Here is an 18,016-nt window from a genome sequence, read left to right as displayed (position 1 = left end):
CCCGGTGCGGCGGGACAGGAGCATGATGGAGGGGTGGCCATTCCTCTCGCACAGCTGACCCAGATGCCGCCTGCCCAGTTCGTCGAGGTCGGCGAAGGCGTGGCGCTGGCGACCTACAGCTGGGGTGAGCTGGACGCCCCGGCCGTGGTGATCGTGCACGGCTTCGCCTCGAGCACGCGCGACACGTGGGTGCTCACCGGCTGGGCTCGGATGCTGGAGCGCGAGGGCTACCGGGTGCTCGGCATCGACCTTCGCGGGCACGGGAAGAGCGAGAAACCGCATGACGCGGACGGCTACACGGTGCGCAGCCTGGCATCCGACGTCGAGGCAGTGCTCGACACCTTCCTGGTCGACGAGACCTTCTACATCGGCTACTCGCTAGGCGCACGCGTCGGCTGGCAGATCACGCAGGACCTCGGCGAGCGGATCCCGCGCGCGGTGCTCGGGGGCGTGCCCGACGGCATCCCGCTCGAACGTCTCGACATCGATCAGGTGCACCAGTACGCCGCCGAGGGCATCCCCGTCACCGACCCGGTCACGCAGAACTACATCGCTCTCGCCGAGCGGGTGCCCGGCAACGATCTGTACGCGCTGCTCGCCCTCGCGGAGGGCATGCGCGACTCGCGCTCGATCGACCCCGACCCGAGCATGGCGCCGCAGCAGCCGGTGCTGTTCGCGACCGGCTCGGAGGACGGCGTGATCGACGGCTCACGGCGGCTCGCAGAGGCCGCAGCGCAGGGCACGTTCTTCACGATCCCGGGGCGGCACCACTTCAACGCGCCGGGGTCGCGAGACTTCCGTCACGCCGCGCTGGAATTCCTCCGGGGCTGACCGCGTGCTTGACGAGCGTCGTCAGTCCTCCGAGTGGCGGAAGGCGGCGCGCAGGCCGATGTAGACGGCGAGCGCGACGGCCGCGACCAGGGCGAGCTTCACGACGAACCACAGCACCGAGAGCAGTGCGCTCACGATCCACCAGGCGATCACGACCGCGACGACGACACCGACGATGGTCCAGATGGTGCTCTTGGTCATGGCTCCAGCCTAAGAGGAACAGCGTCTAACGTGTGATCGTGACCTTCGACGGCCCGCTTGCGGCATCCGCCTACGAACTCCTCGGCGTCGCAGCGACGGCATCCGACGACGACCTGCGCCGGGCGTACCGGCTCCGCCTGCGCCAGACCCACCCCGACACGGGCGGCGACGCCGCGACGTTCGTGCGTGTGCAGCGCGCATGGGAGCTCATCGGCACATCGGATGCCCGTGCTGCATACGACCGCGGGCGCGACGGCAGCCGGTGGGCGCCGTCGTCGACGCGCACGGCCACCGGCACGCGTCCGCGCGGTCGCTCATATGGCGTGGCCGGCGCCTGGCGCCGCCAACGCTTCCGCGAGCTGCTGCGCGAGCATCTCGGTCACGACGCGACCGACGCGCAGGCCTACGACCCGGCCGTGGTGCGCTCGGCGCCGTGGGAGGTGCGTCGGATGCTGGCCGATGCCCTCGCCGCAGAAGAGACGGCCGCAGCGATCGACGAACTGGGCATCGGATTCACGGCCTGGCACGACGTCGTCACCGGCGACGACGACACCCTCGACCACGTGGTGCTGAGCCCGAGCGGGCTGTATGCGCTGGTGTCGGAGGACTTCGGCGACACCGTGCGGTTCCGGCAGGGCGAGGTGATCGGCGCCGCGGTGCACGGCAGCACTCCGGTCGCAGACATGTTGGCGCGCATCCGGGTCATCGCGAAAGCGGCGAGGGTGCGATTCGGCGGAGCGATCCTGATCCTTCCAGACGAGGATCTGGCCGAACTGGTCACGCCGCTCGGCAGCATCCGGGGCATGCCGGTCGTCGTCGTGCGCCGCAGCGCCGTTCGCGCCGTGCTGCGCTCGGGCGTTCCCGGCGCGCGCGTGCTGGGCGGCAACGAGGCGTTCGATGTGCGCACCCGGCTGGCGCAGACGGTGCGGGTGCGGGTGCCCTGAGCGCGACTGCGAGTGCGGTGCCTGCGAGTACCGTGGTGGCGTGGATGCCACGGATGCGCTGCCTGACCGACCCGCCCCCGACAACCCGCAGGGCAAGCTCGTGCTGCTGCGCCACGGTGAGACCGAGTGGTCGCGCACCGGACGGCACACGGGTCTGACCGACATCCCGCTGACCACGCACGGGGAGCAGCTGGCGAAGGCCGCGGGCGAGCTGGTGCGGGATTACGACTTCACGCTCGTGCTGTCCTCTCCCCTGCAGCGCGCCCGACGCACCGCGGAGCTCGCGGGGCTGCAGGCCGACATCGACCCGCTGCTGGTCGAATGGGACTACGGCGGGTACGAGGGACGCACGACGAAGGAGATCCGCGCGGAGCTCGGCTACAACTGGACGACTTTCGCACACGGAGTCATCCGCGGCGAGACTCCCGGCGAGACGGTCGAGGAGGTCGCTGCGCGGGCGTCGCGCGTGCTCACCCGCGTGCTGCCCGCGATGGCGCACGGCGATGTCGCCCTCATCGCGCACGGCCACTATCTGCGCATCCTCACCGCGGTGTTCCTGCGGCAGGCACCGCGCTTCGCGGCGTCCATCCTGTTCGACGCGGGATCGGTGTCGGTGCTCGGGTTCGCGCGCGAGCAGCCCGCGATCCTCGCCTGGAACCACGGGCCGCACCTGCCGCTAGTGCCGTCTGAGTCGTGACGTCGACTCAGATCGCCGCAGTCATCGCGCCAGCACCTCGTCGACGTCGGCGCCGGGAAGCGCAACGGTCACGTGCGTGCCCCACGGGTCGTCGACGGAGATCGAGCGTCCGTCGTCGGCGAACTGCAGCTTGCCGTGCGTGAGGCGAGCGGCGAGCGCGTCGAGATCATCGCGGGCCGGGACGGTGATCGCGACATCACCGAGTCCGAGGCCCGCCGCGCGGGGACCGGCACCGGCGCTGTTCCACGTGTTCATCGCAACGTGGTGGTGGTAGCCGCCGGCCGCAGCGAACAGGGCGCCGGGATAGCTTCCGACGGTGGTCTCGAAGCCGAGCGCGTCCACGTAGAACGCGCGGGCGGTCGCGATGTCGCCGACCTGCAGGTGCACGTGGCCCACCCTGCCGGCGGCCTTCTCGATCGTGTCGATCGCACTCTCGTCGAGGTGACGGCGCAGGTACTCGTTCGGGTCGAGGTAGAGGGTCGACATCTGCAGCTCGCCATTCTCGTACGACCACTGCGAGCGGTCGCGGTCGATGTACAGCTCGATGCCGTTGCCCTCGGGATCGGTGAAGTAGAACGCCTCGCTTACGAGGTGATCGCTCGATCCGCTGAACCGGGCGCGCTCGTCCTGCGCGGCGCGCAGCACAGTCGCAGCGAGGGTGGCAGCATCGTCGAAGAGGAAGGCGGTGTGGAAGAGACCGGCCTGCCGCGGGTCGACCGCGGGGAGCCCCGGAGTTCCGATCAGGCGGACCATCGGCGTCGCGCCGCGGCCCAGCACCCGATGGACCTCCACGCCGCGGGCGCGCTCCTCGATGGGCTCGAGAGCGAGCGCGCCCGCGTAGAACGACGCCATCATTTCGAGGTCTCCGACGCGCAGCGTGACGGCATCCATCCCGGTGCGGGCGCTGAGGACGCGGTCAGGGGCGATGGCGGTTTCGTTCGCAGGCATGGGATCTCCCGGCAGAATCACGTTGGCTCGATGTAAAACCAAAGTATTCTGCGGCTCATTCCCGCCGGCTCCGCGACCTCGGCTCCGCCACAACTCCGGAGATTCGCACGCCGCATGCGGTTTGTTGCGCGTGCGGCACCTCGTGGGCGATTTTCTCCGGAGTTCTGGCGGTCCCGGTGGGTGTGGGTGGTGTTACGGTGGCCACGCGAGAGAGGTGCACGATGTCGCTCAGCCACACACCGAGCGCCGGCGATCCGGCATCCGGTGCGCTGCGTCTGCCCTCGACCGGCGGGCTGGTCGACCGACTCGACCGCCCGATGCGCGACCTGCGCATCTCGGTCACCGATCGCTGCAACTTCCGCTGCGTGTACTGCATGCCGCGCGATGTCTTCGGGCGCGACTACGCCTTCCTCGACCGCGATGAGCTGCTCAGCTTCGAGGAGATCGAGCGGATCGCCCGGGTCGCCGTCGCGCACGGCGTGCGCAAGCTGCGCCTCACGGGCGGCGAGCCGCTGCTTCGGCGTGGCATCGAAGACCTCATCGCCCGCCTGGCGGCGCTTCGCACTCCCGCGGGCGATCGCGTCGAGATCGCGCTGACGACGAACGGCTCCGCCCTGGCCGTGAAGGCGCGCTCGCTGAAGGATGCCGGGCTCGACCGTCTGACCGTGTCGATCGACTCGCTCGACGACCATCTCTTCCAGCGGATGAACGATGTGCGCTTCCCGGTAGCGCGGGTGCTCGACGGAGTCCATGCCGCCCATGAGGCGGGACTGGGGCCGATCAAGCTGAACATGGTCGTGAAGCGCGGGCTGAACGACCACGAGATCGAGACGATGGCCGCCCATTTCAAGGGCTCGCCGTACACGCTGCGCTTCATCGAGTACATGGACGTCGGCACGTCCAACGGCTGGTCACTGGACGAGGTCGTCCCCTCGAGCGAGATCATCGAGCGCATCGACACCCTCTTCCCGCTCGAGCAGCTGTCGCCCACTGCGGTCGGCGAGACGGCGAAGCGCTGGCGCTACCGTGACGGCACCGGCGAGATCGGCCTCATCTCATCGGTGACGAACGCCTTCTGCGGCACCTGCAATCGCGCGCGCATCTCGACCGAGGGTCGGCTGTTCACCTGCCTGTTCGCGACCGAGGGGCATGACCTACGCGCCCTGCTGCGCGGTGGAGCCGACGACGCCCGGCTGGCGGCAGCGATGGCATCCATCTGGACCGCCCGCGACGACCGCTACTCCGAGGAGCGCGCGGCGCTCACGCCCGAGCTGCGCGCCGCCCGCCAGCGCATCGAGATGAGCTACATCGGGGGGTGAACTCCAGCTTCACTCGAGCAGTTCATCCGGGTAGCGAGCGCGGTCGAGGAGCGCACCGATGCGATCCGCTTCGCCCAGACTCGCGACGCGCGGCGAGAGGCGAGTGCATCCGGACGCTGCGGGAGCACTGTCATGCCTGGATCCACTGTGGCTGGCGCTGTCGAATGTGCGTCGCGAGTCCGGCCGCCAGCGGGTACGTCGGATCGATCTCGGAAGCTTCTCGCAGGTAGGCGAGCGCAACGGATCGCTTGCCCAGGGCCCACAGCAGCCACGCGATGACGCAGAGAACGGGCGGACGCAGCGGCTCGATCGCGAGGGCGGCGGTGACGCGGAACAGGTCGATCACTCTGCGCATCCGCGCCTGGTCTGGATTTCGACGCGACTCCCCCAGGAAGCAGCTGACCGGCAGGTCGTGCTCGATCTCGTCCCGCGCGGCGAGGTCGGCGACATGCTCATCAACGCTGAGACCGCGCTTGTCCGCGGCATCAGACAGCCTCTCGATCTTCTTCAGCGACATCTCCCCCACCTGGCGTCCGAAGGCGATCTGAGTCGACACGGCCTCGGGCACCGACGCGAACTGCAGCATGATGAGCAGCTGCGCATGGAACGCCGGCGAAAAGTCCTTGACCTCGTCATCGAACAGCGTCTCCACGACACCGATGATCAGACGCAGAACGTCCCAGTGAGTGAGCGGCCCGGCGCCCTGTTCCAGCTCAGCTGCCGCCCGGTGCGCCTGAGACGACGACATCTGCAACGTGATCTCCGGCAGGGAATCCCCCGCTGTGACGATGCGATCGAGCACCTCGTCCTTGTCTCGTGGATCTACCGAGGGCAGATGAATCCCGGTGCGTGCGCGCGTGATCTTCTCCATCGCATGAGCCTCGCCGATGCGCGCGTCACGGCGAGTGGCGGATGCCGAGAGCTGTGGACAACTGCCGCGATTCGCAGATTGTGCAGAAAGATGCGGCGGAAAGATGCGGCGGAAAGATCAGTCGGTGATCCCTGGCATCCGATGTCATGTCGTGGTTGCATGATGCGATGAGCACCGCGACCTCCGCCGATGGAACCACCATCTCGTTCACCGCCACGGGAGCAGGCAGGACGGTGGTGATCGTGAACGGCGCGCTGTCGACGGCAGCCGATGCGGCGCCGCTCGCCCAGGCGCTGACGGATGCCGGATTCCGCGCGGTCGCGTGGGATCGCCGCGCACGCGGTGCGAGCGGCGACCGGGCGGGTTCGAGTCCGAAGGACGAAGTCGACGATCTCGCCGCCGTCATCCACGCGGCCGGAGGGACGGATGCTGTGCTCGGCCATTCGTCCGGCGCGGTTCTCGCGCTCTACGCGGCGATGCGTGGCGTCCCGACGGGCGCGCTGTTCCTCTCCGAACCGCCGATCGACTTCGACGGCGCGGGTTTCGGCGACGACCTGCCCGACAAACTGCAGGGATTCGTCGACGCCGGTGAGCCCACCGAGGCGGTGGCCTCTTTCCAGCTCGATGCCGTGGGGCTCCCCGCCGAGATGGTGGAAGCCGGACGCGTGAGCGGACAGCTCGAAGCACTCGCTCCGCTGGCCCAGTCGACGGTCTACGATGCCCGGCTGACCCTGCGACTGAAGCAGATCGATCCCGCGCTGCTCGAGGTCTCGGTGCCGGTCACCGTGATCCGTGGTTCGCAGACCTTCCCGTTCCTGATGGCGGCGGCTGACAGGCTCGCGTCCGCGGTCTCTGGGGCGGAACTGGTCATCGTGCCGGAGTCGATCATGCATCGGCCCGACCCGTCGGCCACGGCGCGCGTGATCGCCGAGCGGCTCTGAGCGGAAGAAGTGCATGTCCGCCGATCAGCTGCACCGCCCGCCGTGTGTCTTCTGCGAGATCGTCGCCGGGAGACTCCCCTGTGCCAAGGTCGCAGAAGATGAGACGACGCTCGCCTTCATGGACATCGACCCCGGCTCGGACGGCCATCTGCTCGTCGTGCCCAAACGGCACAGCACAGACCTCGTCGACATCTCGGCTGACGATCTGACCGCGACGACTCTCACTGCCCAGCGCATCGCGAAGGTCCTGTCCACGCAACTCGGCGCGGACGGCGTCAACGTGCTGAACTGCAGCGGCGCCGCCGCCTGGCAGACCGTCTTCCACTTCCACCTGCACGTCATTCCGCGCTACCTCGACAAGACCCGGGATCGGCTGGAGCTGCCGTTCGAGCCCGGCGCAGGGGCCGCCCCGGAGGACCTGGCGAAGCACGCGAGCCTGATCGCTGCTGCCCTCTAGACGCCGCGCTGAACGCCGCACTGGGTTTTTTCCACGTGGCAAGTTACAGTGAGTTCGCGCCGTGACCCGAACGCGGGGCAACAGACACGTGGCGACGACGCCACGAGAAGGATCCCGATGAGCATTCTTGCCCCCGCGCGCCCGCAGACGAGCGATCGCCGCCTCCTCACGTGGCTGTTCGTCATGAACGCCGCCCTGCTCACCTGCTACGCGGGTTTCATGGTCATCTTCATCCCCGACCAGGTGCAGCAGATCGACCCGGCGAACAAGGTCGCCAACCTCGCGATCGTGATGACAGCAGCATCCATCGGTGCGATCATCATCCATCCCCTGATCGGCGCATTCTCCGACCGCACGCGCAGCCGATTCGGACGCCGCACCCCGTGGATGGTCATCAGCGCCGCCACTGCCGCACTCATGATGGTGCTGCTCTCCGGAGCCGCCGAGCTGTGGACGCTCGGCGTCTACTGGGTGCTCGTGATGCTCGCGCTCAACGCGGTCGCCACCGCTCAGGCCGCGATCGTGCCCGATCGCATTCCGCGGGAGCGGTTCGGCGTGGCATCCGGCATCCTCGCGATGGGAACCTTCATCGGGATGGGGCTGGGAGTCGCCGGCGCCGGGTTCCTCGTGAACAGCATCGGGATCGGCTACGCCGCCTTCGGCGGCATGATCCTCGTGGTCACCCTGCTGTTCACGATCTTCAACCGCGACTTCTCCTCGAAAGACCTCGAGCGCCCGCCGTTCAGCTGGCGCAAGTTCTTCGCGAGTTTCTGGTCGACCCGCGACATTACCCGGACTTCTGGTGGGCGTTCGCCGGACGTTTCCTGCTGATCCTCGCCTACCAGAGTGTGCAGTCCTACCTGCTGTACATCCTGCGCGACTACATCGGCGTCTCCGACGCCGACTCGACCGCGCTGAGCACCCCGCTCACCGCGGTGATGCTCGTCGGCGCGCTGGCCACGGCCTTCCTCACCGGGAAGCTCAGTGATCGGATGCAGCGGCGCAAGGCCTTCGTGATCGTGGCATCCGTCGTCATGGCTGCATCTCTCGCGATCCCGCTGTTCGCGCCGAGCATCGGCGGCATGTTCGCCCTCGCCGTCACGTTCGGTCTCGGCTACGGCGTCTACATGAGCGTCGACTCCGCGCTCATGAACGAGGTGCTCCCCAAGGCCGAGGCCGCCGCGAAGGATCTCGGCATCCTGAACATCGCCACGACGCTGCCGCAGGCGATGACCCCGGTGATCGTCTGGGCGCTGATCGCGGTCACCGGCAGCTACACGGCGGTCTTCGTCGCCGGCATCGTCTTCGCACTCGCGGGGGCGCTGTCGGTGATCCCGATCCGCAGCGTGCGATGAGCGGGCCGCGATGATCAGGTCTGCGAGGAATCGTCCGGATGTGCGCGATCGTGAGCTGACCTCGCCTGTGCGGCTCACGGATCACCGCGGACGGTTGAACGAGGCATCCGTCGGCTGGACCAGGACGCAGCTGCACGACACCGACCGCATCGGCCACGGCTGGTACGGCTGGGGGCGCAACAAGCGCTGGGAGTACTGGGGCATCGTCACCCCGACCCACATCTTCGCCCTCACGATCGGCGGGCTCGACTACGCGAACGTGCGACAGGTGTGGGTGCTCGATCGCGCGACGCTCACCGAGCTCGACGCGTTCGAGATCTCGCCGCTGAGTCGTGGGCTCTCGATGACAGGCACGCACGGCGCCGGTGTGAACACCTCGCGCGGACGTGCGATCGATCTGCGCCTGGTCGACACGGATGCCGGAACGAGACTCCTCGCCCGCACGCCGCGCGTGCGGGTAGACGTGCTCGCCGGAATCCTGCCGGGTCACGAGGCGATGGGGCTCGCCTCACCGCACAGTCGGATGCTGGCGGAGTACACCGTCAAGGATGTCGACCGGCCGACCACGGGCACGATCACCGTCGACGGCGTCACCCACGATGCGACGGGATACGCGGTGCTCGACCATGCCCGCTCGCGCACGCCGTACGTCACCGACTGGAACTGGGGTGCCGCCGTGGGCGAGGTGGACGGGCGCCGGATCGGGATCAACTTCGGCGGCTCCGGCCCCGGCGGAATGCTGGTGAATGGCATCTCGCACACGGGCGTCACGATCGACGGCAGGGTGCACAAGATCCCGACCGCACTGACATGGGAGTACGACCGCACTGACTTCATGAGGCCGTGGCGTCTGTGGAACGAGCGCATGGATGTCACGTTCACGCCGTTCTTCGATCGGCACGCGCGCACGAACTTCCTGATCATCTTCAACGAGGCGCACCAGTGCTTCGGGACCTTCGCCGGTCGCGTGCAGACCGATGAGGGCGAGTGGGTGAGCGTCGACGGTCTTGAGGGCTGGGCGGAGGACGTCAGGAACCGATGGTGAGCGGCGTCTGCACTGGGATGTCGCTGGCTGTCGGCGTCTTCACGCGAGCAGGCCGAGGCCAGCGAGCACCGGATCGGTGGTTGCCGTGGCGAACACGAGCGCCGCATCGAACGCACTGACCGGCAACTCGGTCAGCGCGCTCTGCGATCGCATCGTCGCGCACACGCTGTCACTCGTCTTCGGTCCCGCCGGCCGGACGATCACGGCCGAATGCGTGAGCGCGTCGCCCTGGACGGCGCCTTCGAAGGCGTTCTCGTCGATCGATGCTGCGGCGACTCGTTCGACGTGAAAGCCGACTTCCGTTGTCGCCGGATACGTCATCTCGGGCACGTGCTCGTCTCGGTGGGTGAGCGCCACGGCAGCGTATCGTCGGCCGAGCGCCGTGGCGAGGAACGAACCGGTGGGGTACGCAGTCAGCACACCGTCGAAGATCACGGGTGCCTTCTGTATGTGGTTGTTGTGGGCGACGTAGGCGATTCGCTCTCCGTCCGCGAGCTCGTCGACGGCTTCGAGGATTCGCGATGCCACATAGCGCTCGCGGATCGTCGTGTCGTCGACGCGGCCACCGCCGGTGAACAGATCGGCCATGGCGCGCAGCATCAGGTCGGTCGTCGCCGCCGCGTCAGCGAGTCGTCTGGCCTTCGCCCACGCATCGGCATCCGATGACGTCCCACGCGCACCGCCGATCGCATCGAGTCGGCTCTGGAGCCTCGCCAGTGCCACAGTGAGCGCGTCCTGCGTCGACGGGTCGAGCGCCATCCATGCCGATGCGCTCGCTGCGGCCGACGCACCGATGACGTTCTGCGCGAGGCGTCGCGCATCGTCTACGAGTTCGTTCGCCGCGGGGTCGACGTCGGCGACGATCGCTGCAAGTGGGCTCAGGCTGGGCTCGATGGTCAGGGAGTTGGGCAGGTCGACGCCGTGGACACGCAAGCCGTGATCGCTCGGCAGGCGTCGGCGCAGCTCCGTCAGAAAGGAACCGTAGATCGCGTAGGTGAGAGGGCCGACGAGTTCAGTCAGCGGCTCTTCCCGGTCACTGCGCAGCCACGCCTGGATGGCCGGTGCCTCGTCATGCCCGACCTCAAGTGCGATGCCGGTGACACCGTGCGCAGCGGCAAGCTGATCGACGACCCGCGCGCGTGCGTCGTTGAACTCCGCGACGAAGTGCGCAGACTCACCGATGCCGATGACGGCCGTGTCGGAGACGAGCGGCGCGATTCCGTCGGGGCCGACGGGATCTTCGTGGTTCCATCGAAGGACGTCGAACGCCGCCGCGCCGTGGGAGTCGGGAACGGGATCGCGTGACACAGGTCGGTCCTCCTAGTTGAAGTCGCCGCCTCCGCCGCCACCGCCGAAGTCGCCCGGCGCCATGTCCATGAAGCGGGAGTAGTGGCCCTGGAAGGCCACGGTGATGGTCGCGGTCGGGCCGTTACGGTGCTTGGCGACGATGAGATCCGCCTCGCCGGGTCGGATGTCCTTGTCATAGGCGGCTTCGCGGTGCAGCAGGATCACCATGTCGGCATCCTGCTCGATCGAGCCGGACTCACGCAGGTCGCTGATCGCAGGCTTCTTGTCCGAGCGCTGCTCGGCGCCACGGTTCAGCTGCGAAAGTGCGATCACCGGCACCTGGAGCTCTTTGGCGAGCAGCTTCAGCGCACGGGAGAACTCAGAGACCTCCTGCTGACGCGATTCGACGCGCTTGCCGCTGGTCATCAACTGCAGATAGTCGATCACGACCAGACGCAGGCCCGACCGCTGCTTGAGCCGCCGGCACTTCGCACGGATCTCGACCAGGGTCATGTTCGGGCTGTCGTCGATGTACAGCGGTGCGTCGTTGATGCGGCCGCGGGTCGCGGCGACCGTCGTCCAGTCACGCGGGTCGAGCGTGCCCTTGCGCATGTGCTGCAGCGGGATCGCGCCTTCGGCGCTGAGCAGACGCATCGCGATCTCGCTCTTGCCCATCTCGAGCGAGAAGAAGATCGACGGCTCGTTGTGACCGATGGATGCCGCACGGGCGAAATCCAGAGCCAGCGTTGAGTTATGCGTCGGAACCATCGACTCGCCAGCGAGGTACATGTGATCGGCGTTGTCCACCTGCACGCAGCGCACCGGCACACTGTCGATCGGCCGGATCGCCTTCACGTATCGGCGCTCGTCAGCGGTGGCGATCGAGAACCTGAGACCGTAGCCGGGCGATTCTGATTTCGAGACGACGACGAAACGTTCGCACGTGTGACCCAGCCCGACGACGAGCTCGTGCATCGAATCGATCAGGCCCTTGTCCAAGCCCTCGAATCGGTACGAGCCGATGCCTTCCTCCACAGCGCAGTCAGAGTCGATCAGCCCTGCGAGAAACTGGCGGCGCTGCGCTGCAGATGCCCTCAAGTAGAGTGCCGGAATCCGCCGGTCCTCAGCCGTGTCCAGCACGCGCAGCGAGACCGACTGAGCAGTATCCGGTGCGAGCTGAAGTGATCCGCCATCCGCGTTCACACCCACATGAACCGCTGCCGTCATCCGCGCGCCGTCGCTGTGGCCGTCGCCGAGCCACGCGCCGAGCGTGTAAGGCGGCACAGGAAGGTCGACATCAGCGCCGCCCAGGGGTGCCGCATTGCGAACGGAATGATTGGCGCGCCGGTCGGCTCCGATCGTCAGGGTGGCGAGCATCTCCTCGGTGGTGACGGTCTGGGGCACGCCAGTTGCAGAGCGGCGAGCCGCCCGGGTCTCCGTCACCCACTGGTGCTCGGCGTCGGCGATGATCGTCGTTCCGTCCGAGAACTCGATCTCGTAACACGGCCGGTCGACCATGACTTCGGTCGCGGCGACGACGCGGGTGGGCTTGCCGTGCGCGTCGTAGAGTTCATCGCCTACCTGGACTTCCCCCATCGTCGTCCAGCCGGACGGCGTGGCCAGGGGGGTGTCGAGCGCGAGCGCCTTGCCCATAGCAGGCCTCGCGGCGACGACGATCATCTGACCGCCGTGCAGGCCGTTGGTCAGGTCGTCCAGCTCGCGGAACCCGGTGGGGATGCCAGTCATCGTGCCATCGCGGCCGTTGGCCGCCTCGATCTCTTCCACCGCGGCATCGACCGCTACGGTCAGCGGCACGTAGTCTTCGGCGGTCTCGGAGCCGGTCACCGAGTAGATCTCGGCCTGGGCGTTGTTCACGATGTCGGTCGCGTCGCCCTCGCCGGCATAACCCAGCTGCACGATGCGCGTTCCGGCATCGACGAGACGCCGAAGGATTGCACGCTCCTGGACGATCCCGGCGTAGTAGCCGGCGTTGGCCGCGGTCGGCACGATCGAGGTCAGGGTGTGCAGGTAGTCTGCGCCACCCGCCCGGCCCAGCTCACCGGTCTTGATCAGCTCGTCGGTGACGGCCACGACGTCGGTGGGCTCGCCGTGCGAGTACAGCGAGAGGATCGCCTCGAAGATCAACTCGTGCTTCGGGATGTAGAAGTCGGCGCCCTTGAGGCTCTCGATCACATCGGCGACGGCATCCTTGGACAGCAGCATTCCGCCCAGTGCGCTCTGCTCTGCCAGCAGATCGTGCGGAGGGGTCCGCTCAGGGGGACGCGAACCACCCAGACGCTCGTCTGAGATATCTGCGATCGACACCGTGCCCCTTCCCGACAGAACGACTCGGTCGGTGCGTTCAGCCACTCGACCGAATGGATCTCTCGGTCGCCAGCACCAGCGAATCACGACCCTCGGACATCCGGTCTCCACCAAAGTAGGAGCAGCGATATGCCCATGCAACCAGCCCTGTGGATAACATTGTGGAGAGTGTGCGAACAACTCCGGAGAGTCTGTGCAGAACGATTGTGGACAACTCGGTGGAGAGTTCGAGTATTCACCCGAGTATTTCCGTTTGACCAGGTGTTCATCGTTTCCCCAGCCTGTGGATGACAATCGACTTCAACGCATGATTGAAGGTTTGCGGCGAGTTGCGCGGCATGTGCAGAACCTGGGGAAAGTCAAGCTCGAAGTTCGGCCGGGCGTGGTGGATTCGTCGACACTCCAACGCGATGTGGACAGCACCCGCAAGTCACGGTATGTTCACACGATCGAGACTCGCTCGCGACCCGTGCGGCGAGTCGTCCCTGGGGAGGGTTTCGTGCGACTTGCGTCAGCAGATCGCCGCAGCATCGCGAAGTGGCTGTGGAGCTCTCTCGGCGTACTCGCCTGGGTGATTCTGGCCACCGCTTTCGGCGGTTCTCCGGCATCGGCGAACGACGGATCGGACGCCGAAGCTCCGTCCTCCTCGGCGAGCAGCGCAGCGAATCCGCATGCCGGGCACGAGCAGTCAGCGCCCGGACAGAGCGTCGCCGCTCGTGCGGCGAATGGCCCGGACGCCAAGGGCGCGTCCGCGAGCAAGCAGGCGCAGGCCGCGCCGACACCGGCAGTGAAGTCACCGGCCGCTCCCGCCCGTCAGTCGCAGAAGTCTCCGGTCGGCACTCAGGCCGCGGCGACCACGAACGCGAAGCCCGAGACGAAGCCGAGCGCGGGTCCGGCTCGCGGTGCGGAGCAGGCCCCGAACGGCGCCCCGCGGCCCGCGCAGGACGATCACGATGAGGTCGACTCCGACGAGTCCCGAAAGCCCTCCGACTCGAAGAACACCTTGAGCAGTGGATCCGACCGCGAGAGGTCACCCGATCGCGACGACCGCGACGACCGCGACGTCCGCTCCGACCGCGATGACCGCTCCGCTCGCGACGACGACGACCGCTCCTCCCGCGATGACGACCAGCGCGACCGCTCAGATCGCTCCGACGACTCCCGCTGGTCGAAGTCGCCCGATTCGTCGCGGCCGGGCCATTCCTACGGACACGGGAAGCACGGCGCCTCGGCTCCCGGCTTCACTCAGGATCACGGCAAGGCTCCCGCTCATGCCGACCATGACGCTCCGCATGGTGACAGGCACGACGACCGGCGCGCTGCCGCGCATGCTCTCCGCGACAACGGAAGTATCACGCATGCCGACCGCATCCACCACGCCCCGCAGCGCGCGCTCGCTCCCGCGCCTGTGGCGAGCACGCCCGCCACGGCATCCGTGGCCGACGACAGCACGCCGGCACCGTACCCGCCGCTGTCGAACGATGCGCCGACCCCGCAGCCCACCACCACGCCGGCCACGTCCGGTGCGGGAGCGACGGGCATCTCGCCACTGCAGCTCACTGGTGACGACATCGCCGGTTCCGCTCAGCTCGACAGCATCCTTCTCGGCATCGCCGAGCATTCGGACGACGATCTGCCTTCCGACCCCACCACCACGACGGACTCCTCCCCCGACTGATCATTCGGTGCGGTCGATTCTCATCGGCCCCAGGCAGCCTTGCGCACTCTGCGCAGCCACCGACTCGATCCGCTCTGGAGACCCCTCATGCGCACACGCGCAACTGCATCGACCGCGCCCGCCGGCATCCGCCGAAGCCGCTCGGCCTGACGACTTCCGTCGGCGATCGGTCCACTTCGACGAAGGAAGGACCGTCGCCGGCGGAGCTGGCGTCGGCGCGGCGTGGTGATTCTCCTCAGTCTCATCTCGCCGTGCCGACCCGCAGGCGCCGACCGCGGATCCCCTCTCCGCGGGCGCCTGCCGGCGGGTGTCTCGCACCCCTTCGCGAGACACCCGCCAACCTCTGCAGGAACCGCACGGCTCCCCTCGCCTCGCGGCGCCTGCAGATGCGGTCGGCTTGTCACACAGCCGCCGCCTGGGGCGGGTGCTCAGCTCCTCTCGGCACGACACCCGCCCCTCCACCACTGTCCTGCGCTCAGCGTCGCGTGCAGGACAGTGGTGGACTCTGCCGGCCGATTGGAGTAACGTCACGGCCAAGCACGCACGCCGGCTGCACGTAGAGGGGACGTGACGCATGGACGCTCAGGCGACCCGGCACCGCATTCCAGCGGTGTTCCTCTGGGGAGCCCTCGCCGTGCTCGTCTGGGCAGCGCTCACAGCGCTCGTCGGTGGCGGCCAGGCCCGTGCCGACGACGACGACCCGAAGCCCCTCGACGGTGTCACGTCGCTCGTCGGCGGCGTCGTCAGCAAGGTCGTCGATCCGGTGGTCGAGAAGACCGCGGATGTCGTCACCGAGGTCACCGCCCCCGTCGTCGCTGTCGCCGAGAAGACCGTCGCCAAGACCGCCGACACCGTCGCCACGGTGCCGGTCGTCGGCAAACCGGCGGCGGATGCACTCGGCGTGACCAGCGAAACGGTGACGACGGTCACCGAAACGGTCACCACGGTGACTTCGAACTCACCGGTCTCGGCGATCGTGCGTCCCGTGACGGACCTCGTGGGCGACGTGCCCGTGGTCGGGAGCGTGCTCGAAGATCTGGGCGCGACCGATCTGCTCGACGAGTCAGCCGGAGCGGTCGACGGTGTCGTCGGCAACCTGACGCCCGTCGTTGACGACACCGTGCCTCCGGTGGTCGATGCTCTCGATCCGCAGCTTCCCGGCGGCGGGCACACGATCATCCCCGGTGACGAAATCTCTCCCGTGTCCGATCACGGCGCTTCGGCTCCGACCCCGGATGCCGCCGCGGACGGCGCACGTGATGCGGCGACGCGAGGCGCCGAGTCGGCGCCCGCGTGGGCTATGCCGAATTGGGAGCAGGCGGTGCCGTCCGCCGCGGCGTACGAAGCGGATGGGTCGGATGCCCGTGATCCGGGCGGTCCAGCATCCGTGCCCGCACTCGCGACATCGCCCGCCAGCTCCTCGGCTGGCCCGGGCGGCTCTTCGAGCGGCGTGAACGCCGTCCTGCATCAACTTCCGGTTCATGCCGATGGGGCGTGGACCGGCGCGGAGATCTCCGCGGATTCCACACTGCCGCCGTCTCCGGCCGGCAAGACCGACGTCTCTCCTGACTGACGAGGGGTGAGCCGATCTTCGGATCGGCAACGCCCGGCTGCACGCCCGTGCAGTCTTCGACTCGTACAGATCAGGAGTTTCAATCATGCGCACTTTCGCAAAACACGCCCTCTGGGGCGTGGTCATCGCCGGCGGCATCTCGCTGCTCGGCGCATCTGCCGCCAACGCGGCAGAGACCAACGGGGAGGATGGCCTTCTCAGTGGGTCTCAGATCCTCGCGCCGGTGACGGCCCCGCTCACCGCGGTGGGCAACGCCGTCTCAGTGCTCGGCACGAGCGCCGTCGAGTCGGCACCCGCCGAAGCGGCACCCGCCGAGTCGGCACCGGCAGAACCGGCACCGGCCGCACCGGCACCGGCACCGGCACCGCAGACCAGCGGTGACGACGGCGTGGCGTCCGGCTCTCAGGCGGTCGTCACGGTGAACGTGCCGGTCACGGTCAAGGACAACGCGGTCGGCGTGCTCGGCACGTCCACCGCGGCATCCGAAGCCGCGCCCGCGGAGCACGCCGCACCCGCGGCTGAGCCCGCACCGGCCCCCGTCGTGGAGACGTCCGGAGTTGACGGGCTGCTCTCGGGCACCCAGGCGCTTCTCGACGTGAACACGCCGATCACCGTGACCGGCAACGCCATCGGAGCCCTCAGCGACAGCGCCGTCGACTCCGCCGCCACCGAGCAGTCCGACGCCACCCCCGCGGCGCCGATGACCGGAACCCCGGCCACCGACGCCACCACTGGCGGCACGGACGGCATCCTCGGCGGCACTCAGGTCGTCTCACCGATCACCGCACCCATCACGGTGACCGGCAACGCCATCGGAGCCCTCGGCGACAGCACCGTCGAACAGTCCGACCCCGCCCCCGCGGCACCGATGACCGGAACCCCGGCCACCGACGCCACCACCGGCGGCACGGACGGCATCCTCGGCGGCACCCAGGTCGTCTCGCCCATCACCGCACCCATCACGGTGACCGGCAACGCGATCGGAGCCCTCGGCGACAGCACCGTCACCGGCGGAGGCGCCATGGCACCCACGACCGGCGGCACGTCGGCCACGGCGACCACCGGCGGCATCGACTCGCTGCTCGGCGGCTCGCAGGTGCTGCTGCCGATCACGGCGCCGATCACGATCGGCGGCAACGCCATCGGTCTCATCGGTGACAGCACGGTGACGGACCCGGGCACGACCACGGATCCCGGGACCGACCCCGGCACGGATCCGGGCACGGACCCTGGGACTGATCCTGGGACCGACCCTGGGACTGACCCTGGGACCGACCCGGGCACGGACCCTGGAACCAACCCTGGAACCGATCCCGGAACCGACCCGGGTGCTGACCCTGGTACCGACCCGGGTGCTGACCCGGACACCGCACCGAATCAGACCACCGCGGTCCTGGCATCCACCGGCGAGGGCATGCTGGCCACGACCGGAGGCGCTGACATCGCCCCGGTTCTGGCACTGCTCGCCGCGTCGATGGTGCTGATCGGAGGAACGCTGATCCGGCGCTCGCGCAGGGCGTGAGCTGAGCCGTCGTGCACGCTCG

17 protein-coding genes are annotated in these 18,016 nt (G+C 68.3%); 12 read left to right on the top strand and 5 right to left on the bottom strand.

All coding sequences use genetic code 11. The features are described from left to right. Positions 1-33 precede the first annotated feature (33 nt). Positions 34-831, top strand: coding sequence for an alpha/beta fold hydrolase (locus ACQUSX_RS10030; RefSeq protein ID WP_428906788.1), 798 nt, complete (start codon positions 34-36; stop codon positions 829-831). A 21-nt stretch (positions 832-852) separates the two neighbouring features. Here the strand turns inward: ACQUSX_RS10030 and ACQUSX_RS10025 are convergent, their stop codons facing one another. Then, positions 853-1,032: a hypothetical protein gene (locus ACQUSX_RS10025; RefSeq protein WP_428906787.1), complete on the bottom strand. Its 180-nt coding sequence runs from the start codon at positions 1,030-1,032 to the stop codon at positions 853-855. A 32-nt stretch (positions 1,033-1,064) separates the two neighbouring features. Here ACQUSX_RS10025 and ACQUSX_RS10020 point away from each other — a divergent pair, with 32 nt between their 5' ends. After that, positions 1,065-1,976, top strand: coding sequence for a J domain-containing protein (locus ACQUSX_RS10020; RefSeq protein ID WP_428906786.1), 912 nt, complete (start codon positions 1,065-1,067; stop codon positions 1,974-1,976). A 40-nt stretch (positions 1,977-2,016) separates the two neighbouring features. Beyond that, the gene (locus ACQUSX_RS10015; protein WP_428906785.1) at positions 2,017-2,673 is read left to right on the top strand and encodes a histidine phosphatase family protein; all 657 of its coding nucleotides are present in this window, start codon (positions 2,017-2,019) and stop codon (positions 2,671-2,673) included. 21 nt (positions 2,674-2,694) lie between these two features. Here ACQUSX_RS10015 and ACQUSX_RS10010 read toward each other — a convergent pair whose 3' ends face one another. Then, a complete protein-coding gene (locus ACQUSX_RS10010) occupies positions 2,695-3,621 on the bottom strand; it encodes a VOC family protein (protein WP_428906784.1) in 927 nt (308 codons plus the stop codon). A 221-nt stretch (positions 3,622-3,842) separates the two neighbouring features. Here ACQUSX_RS10010 and moaA point away from each other — a divergent pair, with 221 nt between their 5' ends. Further along, positions 3,843-4,940, top strand: coding sequence for a GTP 3',8-cyclase MoaA (moaA, locus tag ACQUSX_RS10005; RefSeq protein ID WP_428906783.1), 1,098 nt, complete (start codon positions 3,843-3,845; stop codon positions 4,938-4,940). 130 nt (positions 4,941-5,070) lie between these two features. On the opposite strand, the gene ACQUSX_RS10000 is transcribed toward moaA, so the two are convergent. Continuing rightward, complete coding sequence (locus tag ACQUSX_RS10000) at positions 5,071-5,811, bottom strand: hypothetical protein (protein WP_428906782.1); 741 nt, start codon at positions 5,809-5,811, stop codon at positions 5,071-5,073. 167 nt (positions 5,812-5,978) lie between these two features. On the opposite strand from ACQUSX_RS10000, the gene ACQUSX_RS09995 reads away from it, so the two are divergent. The 5 genes from ACQUSX_RS09995 (at position 5,979) to ACQUSX_RS09975 (ending at position 9,609) form a co-directional block, all read left to right on the top strand. Then, positions 5,979-6,752, top strand: coding sequence for an alpha/beta fold hydrolase (locus ACQUSX_RS09995; protein WP_428906781.1), 774 nt, complete (start codon positions 5,979-5,981; stop codon positions 6,750-6,752). A 13-nt stretch (positions 6,753-6,765) separates the two neighbouring features. Next, on the top strand, positions 6,766-7,209 hold the full coding sequence (locus ACQUSX_RS09990) for an HIT family protein (RefSeq protein WP_428906780.1): 444 nt from the start codon (positions 6,766-6,768) through the stop codon (positions 7,207-7,209). A 117-nt stretch (positions 7,210-7,326) separates the two neighbouring features. After that, positions 7,327-8,040 (top strand): MFS transporter, encoded by a 714-nt coding sequence (locus ACQUSX_RS09985; RefSeq protein WP_428906779.1) that lies wholly within the window; start codon positions 7,327-7,329, stop codon positions 8,038-8,040. Further along, the gene (locus ACQUSX_RS09980) at positions 7,956-8,564 is read left to right on the top strand and encodes an MFS transporter (RefSeq protein ID WP_428907624.1); all 609 of its coding nucleotides are present in this window, start codon (positions 7,956-7,958) and stop codon (positions 8,562-8,564) included. Before ACQUSX_RS09985 ends, ACQUSX_RS09980 begins: the two co-directional genes overlap by 85 nt. 40 nt (positions 8,565-8,604) lie before the next feature. Further along, positions 8,605-9,609: a DUF2804 domain-containing protein gene (locus ACQUSX_RS09975; protein ID WP_428906778.1), complete on the top strand. Its 1,005-nt coding sequence runs from the start codon at positions 8,605-8,607 to the stop codon at positions 9,607-9,609. A 39-nt stretch (positions 9,610-9,648) separates the two neighbouring features. Here the strand turns inward: ACQUSX_RS09975 and ACQUSX_RS09970 are convergent, their stop codons facing one another. Together ACQUSX_RS09970 and dnaB are read right to left on the bottom strand one after the other, a co-directional pair. Continuing rightward, complete coding sequence (locus ACQUSX_RS09970; RefSeq protein WP_428906777.1) at positions 9,649-10,917, bottom strand: erythromycin esterase family protein; 1,269 nt, start codon at positions 10,915-10,917, stop codon at positions 9,649-9,651. Between the two features lie 12 nt (positions 10,918-10,929). After that, complete coding sequence (gene dnaB, locus ACQUSX_RS09965; protein ID WP_428907623.1) at positions 10,930-13,119, bottom strand: replicative DNA helicase; 2,190 nt, start codon at positions 13,117-13,119, stop codon at positions 10,930-10,932. A 601-nt stretch (positions 13,120-13,720) separates the two neighbouring features. Between dnaB and ACQUSX_RS09960 the strand changes: the two genes are divergently transcribed. The 3 genes from ACQUSX_RS09960 to ACQUSX_RS09950 all read left to right on the top strand — a co-directional run bounded on the left by ACQUSX_RS09960 (position 13,721) and on the right by ACQUSX_RS09950 (position 17,994). Next, positions 13,721-14,899, top strand: coding sequence for a hypothetical protein (locus ACQUSX_RS09960; RefSeq protein WP_428906776.1), 1,179 nt, complete (start codon positions 13,721-13,723; stop codon positions 14,897-14,899). 574 nt (positions 14,900-15,473) lie between these two features. After that, the gene (locus ACQUSX_RS09955; protein WP_428906775.1) at positions 15,474-16,472 is read left to right on the top strand and encodes a hypothetical protein; all 999 of its coding nucleotides are present in this window, start codon (positions 15,474-15,476) and stop codon (positions 16,470-16,472) included. Between the two features lie 85 nt (positions 16,473-16,557). After that, entirely contained in the window at positions 16,558-17,994 is a 1,437-nt protein-coding gene (locus ACQUSX_RS09950; RefSeq protein WP_428929965.1) for a chaplin family protein, read from the top strand. Positions 17,995-18,016 lie beyond the last annotated feature (22 nt).

It is taken from the genome of Microbacterium alcoholitolerans (assembly GCF_050408615.1).
Classification (GTDB): Bacteria; Actinomycetota; Actinomycetes; order Actinomycetales; family Microbacteriaceae; genus Microbacterium.
The sequence above is the reverse complement of the archived record's forward strand: the minus strand, read 5'-3'. Positions and strand labels throughout refer to the sequence as shown.